This is a genomic window from Streptomyces sp. NBC_01267, from assembly GCF_036241575.1.
Lineage (GTDB): Bacteria > Actinomycetota > Actinomycetes > Streptomycetales > Streptomycetaceae > Streptomyces.
The window spans coordinates 2,522,565-2,536,340 of record NZ_CP108455.1; the positions used below are offsets into that span (position 1 = coordinate 2,522,565).

At 69.9% G+C, this 13,776-nt stretch carries 8 protein-coding genes, 1 tRNA gene and 3 pseudogenes; 2 read left to right on the forward strand and 10 right to left on the reverse strand.

Features of this window, described 5'->3' with window-relative positions:
• Position 1: 1 nt before the first annotated feature.
• The 5 genes from ettA to OG709_RS11535 all read right to left on the reverse strand — a co-directional run bounded on the left by ettA (position 2) and on the right by OG709_RS11535 (position 7,938).
• Positions 2–1,666, reverse strand: coding sequence for an energy-dependent translational throttle protein EttA (gene ettA, locus OG709_RS11515; protein ID WP_250298480.1), 1,665 nt, complete (start codon positions 1,664–1,666; stop codon positions 2–4).
• Between the two features lie 188 nt (positions 1,667–1,854).
• A complete protein-coding gene (locus OG709_RS11520; RefSeq protein WP_266643140.1) occupies positions 1,855–3,261 on the reverse strand; it encodes an LAETG motif-containing sortase-dependent surface protein in 1,407 nt (468 codons plus the stop codon).
• Between the two features lie 241 nt (positions 3,262–3,502).
• Complete coding sequence (locus OG709_RS11525) at positions 3,503–3,904, reverse strand: single-stranded DNA-binding protein (RefSeq protein ID WP_250298482.1); 402 nt, start codon at positions 3,902–3,904, stop codon at positions 3,503–3,505.
• 180 nt (positions 3,905–4,084) lie between these two features.
• On the reverse strand, positions 4,085–5,833 hold the full coding sequence (locus OG709_RS11530; RefSeq protein ID WP_329165922.1) for a GTPase: 1,749 nt from the start codon (positions 5,831–5,833) through the stop codon (positions 4,085–4,087).
• Positions 5,834–6,333: 500 nt separating this feature from the next.
• The gene (locus OG709_RS11535) at positions 6,334–7,938 is read right to left on the reverse strand and encodes a dynamin family protein (RefSeq protein WP_250298554.1); all 1,605 of its coding nucleotides are present in this window, start codon (positions 7,936–7,938) and stop codon (positions 6,334–6,336) included.
• Between the two features lie 336 nt (positions 7,939–8,274).
• Here OG709_RS11535 and OG709_RS11540 point away from each other — a divergent pair.
• A tRNA-Arg gene (locus OG709_RS11540) sits at positions 8,275–8,347 on the forward strand.
• Between the two features lie 500 nt (positions 8,348–8,847).
• On the opposite strand, the pseudogene OG709_RS11545 reads toward OG709_RS11540, so the two are convergent.
• Both OG709_RS11545 and OG709_RS11550 read right to left on the reverse strand, forming a co-directional pair.
• Positions 8,848–9,067, reverse strand: a pseudogene (locus tag OG709_RS11545) (transposase family protein); the annotation flags it as partial.
• Positions 9,068–9,309: 242 nt separating this feature from the next.
• On the reverse strand, positions 9,310–9,876 hold the full coding sequence (locus OG709_RS11550) for a ricin-type beta-trefoil lectin domain protein (protein ID WP_250298484.1): 567 nt from the start codon (positions 9,874–9,876) through the stop codon (positions 9,310–9,312).
• Between the two features lie 414 nt (positions 9,877–10,290).
• On the opposite strand from OG709_RS11550, the pseudogene OG709_RS11555 reads away from it, so the two are divergent.
• Positions 10,291–10,374 (forward strand): annotated as a pseudogene (locus tag OG709_RS11555) (IS5/IS1182 family transposase); the annotation flags it as partial.
• Positions 10,375–10,416: 42 nt separating this feature from the next.
• Here the strand turns inward: OG709_RS11555 and OG709_RS11560 are convergent.
• The 3 genes and pseudogenes from OG709_RS11560 to OG709_RS11570 all read right to left on the reverse strand — a co-directional run.
• Positions 10,417–11,217 (reverse strand): SAM-dependent methyltransferase, encoded by an 801-nt coding sequence (locus tag OG709_RS11560; protein WP_250298485.1) that lies wholly within the window; start codon positions 11,215–11,217, stop codon positions 10,417–10,419.
• A gap of 208 nt (positions 11,218–11,425) precedes the next feature.
• Complete coding sequence (locus OG709_RS11565) at positions 11,426–12,886, reverse strand: purine-cytosine permease family protein (protein WP_329165925.1); 1,461 nt, start codon at positions 12,884–12,886, stop codon at positions 11,426–11,428.
• A gap of 227 nt (positions 12,887–13,113) precedes the next feature.
• Positions 13,114–13,761, reverse strand: a pseudogene (locus OG709_RS11570) (amidohydrolase family protein); the annotation flags it as partial.
• Between the last annotated feature and the right edge of the window lie 15 nt (positions 13,762–13,776).

Consider the following 13,776-nt stretch of genomic DNA (forward strand, 5'->3'; position numbering starts at 1 on the left):
GTCAGCCTCGCGTCAGCTTCTTGTACGTGGCACGGTGCGGGCGGGCCGCGTCCGCACCCAGGCGCTCGATCTTGTTCTTCTCGTACGACTCGAAGTTGCCCTCGAACCAGTACCACTTGGAGTCGCCCTCGTACGCCAGGATGTGCGTGGCGACGCGGTCCAGGAACCAGCGGTCGTGGGAGATGACCACGGCCGCACCGGGGAACTCCAGGAGCGCGTTCTCCAGCGAGGACAGGGTCTCGACGTCGAGGTCGTTGGTGGGCTCGTCGAGGAGCAGCAGGTTGCCGCCCTCCTTGAGGGTCAGCGCCAGGTTGAGGCGGTTGCGCTCACCACCGGAGAGGACACCGGCCGGCTTCTGCTGGTCCGGACCCTTGAAGCCGAACGCGGAGACGTACGCCCGCGAAGGCATCTCGACCTGGCCGACGTTGATGTAGTCCAGTTCGTCCGACACGACCGCCCAGAGGGTCTTCTTGGGGTCGATGTTGGCGCGGCTCTGGTCGACGTAGGAGATCTTGACCGTGTCGCCGACCTTGATGGCGCCCGAGTCCGGCGTCTCCAGGCCCTGGATCATCTTGAACAGCGTGGTCTTGCCCGCGCCGTTCGGGCCGATGACACCGACGATGCCGTTGCGCGGCAGCGTGAAGGACAGGTCGTCGATGAGGACCTTGTCGCCGAAGGCCTTCGAGAGGTTCTCGACCTCGACGACGATGGACCCGAGCCGCGGGCCCGGCGGGATCTGGATCTCCTCGAAGTCCAGCTTCCGCATCTTGTCCGCCTCGGCTGCCATCTCCTCGTAACGGGCGAGACGGGCCTTGGACTTGGTCTGGCGGCCCTTGGCGTTGGAGCGGACCCACTCCAGCTCTTCCTTGAGCCGCTTGGCGCGCTTCTCGTCCTTGCGGCCCTCGACCTTGAGGCGGGTGGCCTTCTTGTCGAGGTACGTGGAGTAGTTGCCCTCGTAGGGGAGCGCACGGCCGCGGTCGAGCTCAAGGATCCACTCGGCGACGTTGTTCAGGAAGTACCGGTCGTGGGTGACGGCGACGACCGCACCCGGGTACTTCGAGAGGTGCTGCTCCAGCCAGTTCACCGACTCGGCGTCCAGGTGGTTGGTGGGCTCGTCGAGCAGCAGCAGGTCGGGCGCCTCGATCAGCAGCTTGCAGAGCGCGACGCGGCGCTTCTCACCACCGGAGAGGTTGACGACAGGCCAGTCGCCGGGCGGGCAGCCCAGGGCGTCCATGGCCTGTTCGAGCTGGGCGTCGAGGTCCCAGGCGTTGGAGTGGTCCAGGTCCTCCTGGAGCTTGCCCATCTCTTCGAGGAGCGCGTCGGAGTAGTCGGTCGCCATCAGCTCGGCGACCTCGTTGAAGCGCTTGAGCTTGCCCATGATCTCGGCGGCGCCGTCCTGGACGTTCTCCAGGACGGTCTTGCTCTCGTCGAGCAGCGGCTCCTGCATGAGGATGCCGACGCTGAACCCGGGCGAGAGGAACGCGTCGCCGTTGGAGGGCTGCTCAAGGCCCGCCATGATCTTCAGCACCGTGGACTTACCGGCACCGTTGGGGCCCACGACACCGATCTTCGCACCGGGCAGGAAGTTCAGGGTGACGTCATCGAGAATCACCTTGTCGCCGTGCGCCTTACGCGTCTTGCGCATGGTGTAGATGTACTCAGCCAAGAGAAACCGTCCGGCAATCGATGTGTGGGCAGATACACCCCATCTTGCCGCACCTCCGCCCCCCGACGAAAACGGCCCCGGTACGCCGAGGGGCGTACCGGGGCCGTTTCGGCCACTCAGTCACTCTGTGTCGGAGCGGCGATCACTCACCGCTGACCGGCCGGATCACCGGCAGGCCGGATTCCGGATCACTGACCCGAAGCGCTCTTCCTGCGGAGCATGAAGACCGCGCCGCCACCGAGCACCACGAGGACGATCGCGACACCGGCGATGATCGGGGTGGAGCTGGAGCCACCGGTCTCGGCGAGGTCCCCGCCCTGCGAGCCCGAGGTGCTGCCACCGGCCGAGGCCGCGCTGGGCGCGGGCGTCGGGGTGCCGGTGCTCACCGGGGTGCTACCGGCGGTCTTGCAGTCGAGGACGCCCTGGAAGCGCTTCTCGAAGCCGTTCGGACCCTTGATCGTGAAGTCGTACGCCTGGTCCTCGGCGACCGGGACGGTCACCGTCTGCGACTTACCGGCTTCGACCGTGTGCTTCTGACCGGCCAGCTCGAAGGTGAACGCCTCGTCGCCCTTGTTCGAGGCGGTGATGTCCACCCCGCCCTTGGCGCAGTCCTTCTTGGCGGAGACAGCCGGGATGGCACCCTGGCTGGCCCAGTTCGCCGAGGCGACCGCGCTGACCGAAGCGGTGCTGGTGCCCGCGAGGATCTGGGTCTGGCTCTTGGAGTCACTGACGAAGGCGCGGCCGATCGGCACCGCGGTCTGCGCGCTGACGGTCAGCTTGGCCGAGCCCGGCTCGGTGCCGGCCGGCACCTTGAAGAAGAGCTGCGTGCCGTTGACGGCGGTGGTGACGGGCTTGCCGTCCTTGTCGACCACGCTGACGCCCCGCGGCGCGTCGGGGGCGAGCGCGACCTCGGCCTTGGCCGCGTTGGTGGACACGGTCACCGGACCGAGGTTCGCACCCGGGTGACCCGCCACCTCGGCGGGGCCGAGCGAGAGCGAAGCGGCCGGCTCGGCGACGTTGCTGGCCTTCTCCTCCAGGTACTTGGTGAGCTTCTGGCCCGCCTCGTCCTTCGGCACCGCGTCGACGTGGTCCGAGAAGTGCCAGATCGCGGCCTGGGTGGCGGCGGCGGCCGTGGCGTCGTTCAGGGTGACGTTCAGGGTCTGCCCGAGGTCCGCGGGCGTCACCTGCGGGTACGAGTGCTCAAGGATCCAGCGGATCTTGCCCGCGTCGCCGTTGCCGGCAAGCGAGGACTCGGCCCAGGTGACCTCGCGGTACGAGGTGTTCGCCTGGGTGTGGTTGTGCAGGTCGATGCAGTACGTCTTGATGGTGCCGCCGCCGTCGACCTTGAGCTCGAAGAGCCCGGCCGTCTCGTTGGCGCCGTTGATCTTGACCGTGCCGCCGACCACCACGCCCGGGTTGTCCAGGGTGGCGTTGACACCGGACGAGCTGGCCGGCGCGTCATCGGCGAACGCGGGCGCGGCAGTGGCTATGGCGCCACCCGCGACCAGTCCTGCGGCCAGGGCCGCAGCGGCGAGACGGGAGGTACCCCGACGCCGTATGGAGGAACCAGGAACAGCAGAAACCGCAGAAAACACAGAATTCCCCTTCGGGCGAGGACACTTCGCGCGCTGCGCTTCGCTTCGCGGTACGCGTGGGGGAAGTTCCTCGCCGGCAGACTCAAATGGCCCGTGAGTATCCGGGAATCCTAAGGACACGCGGGCAACACAGTCTCCACACAAGCCCCCGGACAACCATTCCGAATCGGAATCGTTATCCCGCATACCTCTGTCACCTTGGTGTATCGACAAATCTCCACCGGTCCGGCAGCCCCACCGGTCAGGGCACCAAGGCTTTCGGACGCTCCGTCAGGGACGGATCAGCCCTGGTCACACGCTTGAACGCCGAGGTCCCACGGGTCAGATCGTGTCCCACCGCCACCGCTTCGACGTCTGCGGAGAATCTGCGCTGCCCGTCCCGCTCTTCTTCATGCACCCGCAACCTGCCGTGCACGACGAGTGGTTCACCGACCGAGACCGAACCAGCCACATTCGCGGCAAGTGTCCGCCACGCCAACACCGTGTAGAAGCTGGTGGGTCCGTCCGCCCAGTTCTGTTTCTGCCGGTCCCAGCGACGGGGGGTCACCGCGAACCGGAACCGCGACATTCCACCGGCCACCGACTCCCGGAATTCCGGCTGCGTCGCCACATTTCCCACCAACGTCACCAAGGTGTCGCTCATGATTCCTGCCTCCCCGTGCTGGTCCTCGGCCGGCCGTTTCGCCGGTCCGGCCCGACCCGGCAGACCTGGCCTGATCGGCCCGATCCGGCCTGATCGGCCCGACCTGACCTGGCCTCGCCTGCTTGTCCGTTGCGGTTTCCATGCTGGCCCGGGGAGGCCGACTCTGCTTGCGCCTGTGGATTACTTGCCGGTTGTGGACAACCCGTTCACCGTCACGTACTGCTCCCGCACCTCCCGGTAACGCAGCAGCTCAGCGGCCACCGGGTCCAGCACCTTTGCCCGGCCGTACGCCCCGGCGGCCTCCCGCAGCCTGCGCTCGGCCTCCTGCCCGTACCGGCAGGCCGGGCCCCGTACCGCCATTCCGCAGGCCCACTCCACGGCCGGCCCGCCCGCGGTGCCTGCCACCATCACCAGCAGCGGCGTCAGCGGGCCCGCGTCGAGCGCGCCCACCGTCTCACCCAACAGCCATAGGACGCCCAGGATCTGATGCACCGTCATCATCACCTGGGCCAGTACCGCCGCGGGCCACCAGGCGGGCCGGGACGTACGGCCGCCCGGTTCTTGCGCAACGGTCGCCTCCGCCAGTTCGTCCAGCGCCTCGGGCAGCCCGTCGGCCCCGCGTACGGCCGCCTCGCGCACCGCCTGCGCCCAGGGTGCGGGCAACCCGTCCGTCGCCTCGTCGGCGACCGTACGCACGGCCTGTTCCACCCGCTGCCGGGCGGTGGGCTCCGTCCCGGCCGGTTCCGGCTCGGTGACCGCCGCCGTCTGTTCGAGGCCGCCGGGCGCGCGCGTGGACTCGTACCAACGCCAGAGCCTCAGCCACGGTGTCCCGCAGGCCTTCACCGCGTTCCTGCTCCACTCGCGCTCCGCGGCCTCGCCCGCCGCCGCCGCGCCCACCGCGTCGCCGAGCCGGTCGCCGAACTCCTCGCGGGCCAGTTCGCCGAGCCCGGAGTGCCCTTCGGCCACGTACACCGAGCGCAGTTCGTCCGCCGCGGCGTCCACGTCCGCGGACAGCCTGCGTGCCGCCGCACCCCGCTCGCGGACGAACCGGCCGAGCAGTTCCCGCAGTTCGCCCACTCCGTCCCCGGTGAGCGCCGACAGCGCGAGGACGGTGGCACCGGGCTCGCCGTGCTCACCGAGTGCCATCCCGTCCTCGTCGAGGAGCCTGCGCAGATCGTCGAGCACCTGGTCGGCGGCGTCACCGGGCAGCCTGTCGATCTGGTTGAGCACCACGAAGGTGACCTCGGCGTGGCCCGCGAGCGGCTTCAGGTAGCGGTCGTGGAGGGCCGCGTCCGCGTACTTCTCCGGGTCGACCACCCAGATCACCGCGTCGACCAGCTCCATCGCCCGGTCCACCTGGTCACGGTGGGCGGTCACCGCCGAGTCGTGGTCCGGCAGGTCGATGAGTACGAGGCCGTGCAGCTCGTCGCCGGGGCCCGCGCTCATCCAGGGCCTGCGGCGCAGCCGCCCGGGGATGGCGAGCCGGTCGAGCAGCCCGGCGGCACCGTCCGTCCAGCTGCAGGCGAGGGGCGCGGACGTGGTGGGCCTGCGCAGCCCGGTTTCCGAGATCGCCACCCCGGCGAGGGCGTTGAAGAGCGTCGACTTTCCGCTGCCGGTCGCACCCGCGATGGCGACGACGGTGTGCTGCGAGGAGAGCCGCTGGCGGGCGGACGCCTCGTCGAGGACCCTGCCCGCCTCGGTCAGCGTCGTACCTTCGAGCCGGGTACGGGAGAGGCCCACCAGCTCCCGCAGGGCGTCCAGCCGGGCGCGCAGGTCGGCGCCGTACGACACGGAGCGCGGGAAGTCCTCGTACGACTCGGGGAGCGGGCGCATGTCGAAGTCGCGGGCGCTGCCCGGCGCGCTGTCGCGCCCGGCCGCCCGCCGGGCGATGAAGCCGTCGTCCCAGCGGTGGCCGACCTGTCCGGGCATCGCTGGGCTCCCGCCGGTCCCGGCGGTCCCTGCAGCCCCCGCCGTCTCAGCGGTCCCGGTGGCCCCGTCAGTCCCAACAGTCCCTGCAGTCTCGGCAATCCCACCTGCAGTCTCGGCAATCCCAGTGGCCCCGGCAGTCACGGCGGTCTCGGCAGTCACGGCGGTTCCGATCCCGGAGGCCTCAGCAACCCTGCAAGCCCCGAAGGTTTCGGTGACCTCAGCGGCCTCGATCATCTCGGCGGTCCCAGTGGTCCCTGACAAGTCGTAGCCCCCGGGCGCATCGGCAGTACGGTCCGCACCTGCCTTCTCGTCCGGCTCCGGGCCCCAGCGATCCTCGGCCGTCTCAGCCTTCTCAACCGCATCAGTCACCACAGCTGACAGAGCGGGCCCAGCAGACCCAGCAGACACCGCCACCTCAGCCATCCCGGTCGCTCCAGCCGCCCCGGACACCCCAGCCACCCCAGTTACCCCAGCCGCCTCGGTCACCCCAGTCGCCTCGCTCATCGCGGGCACCTCTCCTTCTGCAGTACGGACAACGCCGCGATCAGCTCGGCCTGCGGCTCGGGGCTCACGTCGAGGGCGTCCAGCGGCGCCAGCCGACGGTCGCGTTCGGCGCCGAGCACCTGGTCGATGTATGTGCTGACCAGCTCCGCCCCCTTGTCGCGGAGCCGCAGCGCTCCCTGTGCGCCGATCCGCTCGGCCAACCGCTCCCCCGCCTTGCGTGCCCGCTTCCCGCCGAGCAGCGCGGCAGCCAGCAGGGCCGCGACCGCCTCCGGGTCGGGCGCGGGCGAGTGGTCCAGCTCCCGCACCTCCTCGTCGGCCAGCTCCTCCAGGACCCGCCGCCAGCGCCGTACCGCGAGCCCGACCCGCTCGCCGGTCTCCACCGCCTCCATCTCCAGCCCGTCGGCGGCGGGTTCGCGCCGCCAGCTCTCGCGGACCCTTTCGTCGGCGGCGGCCACCGCGCACTGGAGCAGCACGGCCAGGCTCTCCACCAGCGCGTCGAGCAGTTCCTCGGACGAGCTGTCGAGCGGGTAGCCGCGCCACCGGGTCCGCGCGTCCCCGGCCAGCACCGCCCCGGACTTGAGCCGCGCCCGTACCCGCTCGCCCTCGCTCCGGTACGCCTCCTCGACCGTGCCGGTGAGCCGTACGGCCGCCGAGTACTGCACCGCGACCGCCGCGGCCAGCTCGGGCATCCGCGCGCCGAGCGAATCGATCACGCCGCTCGCCGTGCGGTCCAGCGACTGCTGTCTGGCCGCCGGATCCTGAGCGCGGTGGGTGAGCCAGGCGCGCAGGGGTGCGACGGCGGTGGTGGGCAGCAGCCCGCTCCGGCCGCCGGCGGACTCGGGCAGCTCGGGGATGGTGAAGCGCGGCGCGTCCCCGAGCCCGGCGCGGGTGAGCAGGGCGCCGTACTGCCGTGACACCTCTCCGACGACCTGGTGGGGTACCCGGTCGAGGACGGTGACGAGCGTCGCGTCGTACTCCTTGGCGGTACGCAGCAGATGCCAGGGCACGGCATCGGCGTACCGGGAGGCCGTGGTCACCAGGACCCAGATGTCGGCGGCGCAGATCAGCTCCGCGGCGAGCGCGCGGTTGCCCGCGACGAGCGAGTCGATGTCGGGAGCGTCGAGCAGGGCGAGCCCGCGCGGCACGTTCTCCACCACTTCGACGCGCAGTGCGCCGCTGGTGGCGCCGTGCGGCTCCGGAGGCCCGTCGTCCTCGCCGGTGTCGTCCTGCTGCGGCAGCCATACGCGGGTGAGCTGGGGCAGGACCCGCAGCCCGGAGAACCAGTGATGATCGTCGGGATGGCACACCAGCACCGGGGTCCGGGTGGTGGGCCGGAGCACCCCGGCCTCGCTGACCCGCCGGCCCACCAGGGAGTTGACGAGGGTGGACTTCCCGGCGCCGGTCGACCCGCCGATCACGGCGAGCAGCGGCGCCTCCGGGGCTCTGAGCCGGGGCACCAGATAGTCGTCGAGCTGCGCCAGCAGTTCCGTCCGCGTCCGTCGTGCGCGCGGTGCCCCCGGGAGGGGAAGCGGAAGGCGCACGGCGGCGACTCGGTCACGCAGGGCGGAGAGTGCGTCAATCAGCTGAGGCCGTACATCCAAGGTCACCACATGCGAAGAATGCCCAATTTAATTGGCTTTTTGAAGCGTATAGCCACTTCTGCGCGCCAATCGGGGCCGATCAGGGCCGTTAGGACACGCGGGACACTCGGGACGAGTGGGACGCAGGCATAACGAGTACACAACACCCGCGACATGAGACGTCAAAAGCCGTGCGCAAATCGCACCTGCCTGCGATTATCAGTTCGCTTCACCGAACCTCCACATCGTGCCACGGAGGTGAAGCAACGGGGAGCAGGCGAACGGAGCCCTATCCTGGTCCCCGGCAAGGTCACGCACCCGTATCACCGGGGCTCCAGGCCGCCGAGGCCACCATCGGCCCCCGTAGCTCAGTGGATAGAGCAGGCGCCTTCTAAGCGCTTGGCCGCAGGTTCGAGTCCTGCCGGGGGCACTCTCGCCGCACTGCGGCCGGCCCTCCCTCACGGGAGGGCTTTTTCAGGTCTGGGGAACGTAGCGAGAACGATGTAGTGACGGCGTAAGGGCAGGGCACGGAGAAGCCCTGGCCGGGCGACAGGGGCCGCAGCACCTGCGGCGGCACTTTCCACAACTGTGATCCGGAGCGGCACCGTCGTATCGACGCTCGCCGACGACGTACGGGTGCTGCGCGCACAGATCAAAGCGAAAGGCGGGACGCCCACCGCACCGGATTCCGACGGGCGCCGTCGACAACCTGCCGGATCACGCCGAGGCACCGGTGCCCGTTCCGGGACGAGGACCGGATGGGTCCGACGGAGCCCGACGGGATCCGACGGGGAGAAGGGACGGACGGCAAGGACGGGCAGAGCGCTGGTGATGCCCGGGCGGGAATCAAGCGGCGCCGCTCGGCCGGCTGCGGCATCCCGGGATGCCCGCGATCCGATGGCCCGCTCGACGGGTGCGCGGGTTTGCGTGTGAGCCGATCCCGAAACCGGCGGCGAGGTGGGGGTAAGTGTGTCCCGAGCGCAAGTGGGCGAGGAACAGGAGCGCTTGCCGGTCGACGGGCAGCCGGCGCCACCGGGGCCCGCGACGGCGGCTGGTCCGCCGCCGAGTGGCTAGGCAGCGCAGGACCGAGGTGGACATCGACGCCAGACGGGTGGACAAGAACGCGGAAGCTCCTGGCGGGACAGGCGATCTTGCTTGTGAACCCGCCTACCAGGAGCTTCTTCACGTCCAGCCACCGCCCCCAACTACCTGCCCACACGGTCAGAGTGGAGGGCTCTCATGGTGTTCGTCCGTGTTTGCCTGTATTGGGTTCATCGCGCCTGAACCGCTCGACTGCCTCCAGCCACAACAGGGCCCGGAACGCCCGCCGTTCGGCGGTCAGGCCGCTACTCGCGGATACAGCGCACGGCGTGTCGCGCATATCAGCCCAGGTCATTTACCAAAACGCTGCAGCCAAAGCTGGTCGGAGGAGTTGGTGCAGTTCCAGATCTGTACCTGGACCCCAGTAGCGCCGCCCGGGACGTCGAGGCACTTGCCGGACTGGGGGTTGTACAAGGAATCGTTGGCATTGCGTATCCAGACCTGGGCGCCAGTGCCGTTGCAGGTGTACATGTCCACCTTGGTGCCGGCGGCTTTCCCGCCGCCAACGATGTCCAGGCACTTGCCGGAGACAGCGGACCGGATGGTGCTGCCGGCCGTGATTTCGGTCCACGTCTGGGAGGCGGTCACCGACCCATCGAAGTGACACTTGTCGTAGGCCTGGACCGGGGTGCCGTTCGCGGCGGAGCCGCCCAGGATGTCCAGGCATGCTATGGGAGCCCCGCCCGTGGGATACACGAAGATGGAATGGAGCTGCGCGTTCTGGTCCGCGCTTGCGGATCCGGCGCTGCCCATGGTGAGCGCGAGCGCGCCGGCCGATACCGCCGCCAGCGCCAGCTTGGATCGCTTGCCTCGCAACCACGAGAATGTGCTGCCTGATCGTGCACGTGAAATGGTCATCTGAGCCATGCCTTTCGGAACAGGTGTGTGCCGCCTTCGACGCGGCGAAGACGCCAGTCGGGCGTCGCCTTGCAAGACGAGGGGTCCAGCGGTCTGGTTCACTCCGTCCGCCCGCCTCGGGCAAGCACAGTGTGCGGAGTTGCCCCTCGGTATTCAGTGGGACGAAGCGATCTGACACCCTGCCAGCAAAAAGGTACCACTGACCTGCAGAGACACACGGTTCGGCGATGTATCCATGCACGCCACTGCTGAGAGCGAACCACCCGCAAGCAGCGCCCGCGTGCTCGGGTCGGCTGAGAACACATCAGCTTGGGCTTGCGGCTCACGGAAATCTCTTCAACTTGGTTCGCCAGCTTGCCCGTTGGGCTGACAACGTGATGAAGCCCCTGGTAGATGGATTTTCGACCAAGAGAGCGGCTGCTCCGCAAAATCCGGTGCTCCACCACCCGGATCACAGCCCTCGTGCAAGCCGTCCTGGCTCTGCATCCGGCCAGCTCAGAACCCGGGGGCTTCCGTGGCCGGGCGGAGCCGGCCACGGGTTCAGCGGACGTACGCGATTCCGGAGTAGCCGAGCTCGATGCCGGTGCTCACCGGGGCCGGCGTGTCCTTGTACCAGCGGGTGACCAGGCCCGGCTCGACGAGGTCGAGGCCCTCGAAGAACGGCTCGACCTCGGCCCGGCTCCGGGGGCGCAGGTTGATCCCGCTCGCCCGGTACTCGCCGACCTTGTTCCGCTCCTCGGGCAGGAAGTCCGCCGTCAGGTGGGAGAGCACGAGGCAGCTGCCGGGGGCCAGGGCGTCGACCAGCGTACGGGTGATGCCGTACGGGTCGTCCTCGTCGGGGACGAAGTGCATGAGGGCGATGAGCGAGACGCAGACCGGACGGTTGAAGTCCAGGAGCTTGCGGGCGTGTTCGAGGATCCGGGTGGGCTCGCGGACGTCGGCCTCGATGTAGTCGGTGGCGCCTTGCACCGTGCTGACCAGCAGCGCTTCGGCATGCCGCAGGACGATCGGGTCGTTGTCGGTGTAGACGACCCGGGCCAGCGGATTGATCCCCTGGACGATCTGGTGGAGGTTCGGCTCGGTCGGAATGCCGGTGCCGATGTCGAGGAACTGATCGATGCCGCTGCGGGCCACCCAGTCGGCCGCACGGTGCATGAAGGCGCGGTTCTCCCTGGCCCCCTCCTGCGCCTCGACCGTCAGCCTCTCGGCCAGCGCCTGGTCCACCGGGTAGTTGTCCTTGCCACCGAGGAGGTAGTCGTAGACACGTGCCGGGTGCGGCTTGCTGGTGTCGATCGGCGCGGTCGACCGGGACTGCTGCGGACGGGACGACTCTGTCGACATGGGGTTTCCTCCAAGGATCTGAACGCAGCGCGGCGAGCGAGACGCGGGCCGGTATCCCTGCCTCCGCGGATCGCCGCTCCGAAGATCGTGCCACACACCAACACCTGTGCGAGTGGGCGGTGTTGCCCGCACGACCTCCGGACGCGGCGCCGGGGCACCCGTTCCGTGCGCGATCTCCCCCCTGCCGGAGACGGCGCCCGCACTCCGCTCAGGCCGTCGCACGCTCCCCTCGTACGCGCCGTCCGGCCAGCGCGAGATAGACCGCGCCCGAGACCAGGATCGGCAGGAACCAGGAGACGTCGGCGCCGCCGAGGTGACCGCTCAGCCAGCCGTGCAGCAGCGGCGAGTTGATGCTGAGCAGGCCGGTCGCCATGCCGCAGACGAGAGCGATCAGGCCCTGGACGTTGACGCCGCCCTTGCCCCAGTAGCGGCTGCTGCGGTCGCTGGTGTGGATGTCGTGCTGGTCGTAGTGCCAGCGGCGCAGGATGCCGTCGACGATCCAGACCGCGGCGAACGGTCCCGCCCAGACGTTGACCAGGGACAGGAAGTCGTTGAGGGCGGTCTCGAAGTCGTACACGAAGAGGATCAGCAGCACCGCGGCCAGCGCGAGCGTGGCGTCCAGGGCGGTGGCGAGCCAGCGCTTGAGCGGGATGCCGACGGCCTGGACGGCCAGGCCCGACGAGTAGAAGACCGAGGCGTTGTTGGAGATCGAGCCCATGAAGCAGGCCGCGATGTAGAGGACGTACAGCCAGGCCGGTACGAGGGGCTGGACGCCCGCGACCGGGTCGGTGAGGTCGGTGCGGGTCGCGACGAGGACGCCGACGATGCCCAGGTAGACGGCCATGCCCGCGCCGCCGCCCAGCACCCTCGGGAAGACCTTGCGCACCGGGGTGTCCGACGGGAGGTAGCGGGCGTAGTCGGGAGAGACCACCAGGTAGGACAGGGAGCCCGAGGCGATCAGCGCGGCGGCGGAGAGGATCAGGACGAGCCAGTTGCCACCGCCCCCGGAGTGGTGCGGGGGCTGCCAGTGCCAGTCCACGCCGCCGACGGTGTAGCAGAGCAGCAGCGCGAAGATCACGGCCACCACCACGGCGAAGTACGGCTGGACCTTGACCAGCAGCCGGTGTCCGGTGACGGCGATGACGATGGCCGCGCCCAGGACGAGCAGGGTCGCCAGGATCTTGCCGGGGGCGCCGGAGTGGTGCCAGCCGAGCCGGTCGAAGAGGGCGAGTACGGCGAAGACGCCGAGGAGCCCGTTGACCGTCTTGAAGCCCAGGGACATGGCCCAGGTGAACAGCGCGTTGATGCGGTTGCCGAACACTCCGAACGGCGCCCGGCTCAGCGTCAGCGCGGGCAGTCCGGCCCGCGGCCCGGCGATCGAGCTGTACGCGACGAGCCCGAAGAGCGCGTTGCCCAGCACGACCGCGACCACGGCCTGGAGGAGCGAGAGGCCGAGGGCTATGGCTCCGGCGCCGAGTACGAAGAAGAACTGGTACGAGTTGATCCCCGCCCAGAAGAAGCCGAGTTGGCGCGGGGTCAGGTAGCGCTCGGACTCGGGGATGAAGTCGTAACCGTGCTGTTCGACCGCGCTCGCGGCGGGGCCCGGCCCGCCGTCGGCGTTCTCGGCGACGCGGGCTCCCGGCGGGCCCGGCTGTGCGGTGGTGCTCATCGTTGGTACTCCTTCACGGTGGCGAGCCGCGGGCGCGGTGTGCCGATATCGGTGAACAGCCTGGGATCGGCGAACAGCCTGGGATCAATGGTGCGCCGGCCGGACAAATCACCGGCCGGGGGGACTCGCGGACCGCGGGGTCGGCAGAGCGCCGGGCGAACCGGCGGACGAACCGGCGGACGGGCCTGTGAGCAGGTCGGGTGGCCCGTCCGCCGGCCGGTCCCCGGTCAGGCAGTCGCGGCCCAGGCCCGGCGGGCGCCGATCCAGGTCTCGTCGACGCCGGTCGTCGCGAGCGTCCCGAGATCCTCGATCCCGTACGGGTCGGCGGAGGTGATGACGAAGTCGGCGAAGGCGCCGGCACGCAGGCTGCCTGCCTCGTTCTCGCGGTGCAGCGCGCGCGCTCCTCCGAGCGTGTGCGCCCGGATGCCGTCCGCGACGGCCAGCCGCATCTCCGGAGTGCCGAGCCGGGTGCCCAGGACGGTCTCCCGGCTCGCGGCGGCGGCGATCGCCTCGAACGGGCGGGGCGGCGCGACGGGCGCGTCCGAGCTGAAGGCGAACTCGGTACCGGCGGACCGGAGCAGTCCCGCCGGGTTGTAACGGTGACCGAGGTCACCGATCGCGGTGAGCGTGGCGTCACCGGTACGCAGATGGTGCTGCGGCTGGAGCACGGCGTGGACGCCCAGCTCCCGCATCCGGGCGATCTCGTCGTCGGTGGGCAGCCCGCAGTGCTCGATGCGGTGCCGGGGATCCTGGCGGGGCGTGTCGGCGAGCGCCTCGCCGACCGCGTCCAGGACCATGCCGATGGCGTACGGGGACTGCGCGTGGGTCGCGGTCTGGAACCCGGCCCGGTGCGCGCGCAGCACCAGCTCCGCGTACTCGGCGGGGTCGTG

Excerpts from the sequence above, each read along its gene's own strand:
- OG709_RS11525 (WP_250298482.1), bottom strand. The coding sequence starts at position 3,904 with ATGAGCGACACCTTGGTGACGTTGGTGGGAAATGTGGCGACGCAGCCG.
- OG709_RS11530 (WP_329165922.1), bottom strand. The coding sequence starts at position 5,833 with ATGCCCGGACAGGTCGGCCACCGCTGGGACGACGGCTTCATCGCCCGG.
- OG709_RS11550 (WP_250298484.1), bottom strand. The coding sequence starts at position 9,876 with ATGACCATTTCACGTGCACGATCAGGCAGCACATTCTCGTGGTTGCGA.
- OG709_RS11560 (WP_250298485.1), bottom strand. The coding sequence starts at position 11,217 with ATGTCGACAGAGTCGTCCCGTCCGCAGCAGTCCCGGTCGACCGCGCCG.
- OG709_RS11565 (WP_329165925.1), bottom strand. The coding sequence starts at position 12,886 with ATGAGCACCACCGCACAGCCGGGCCCGCCGGGAGCCCGCGTCGCCGAG.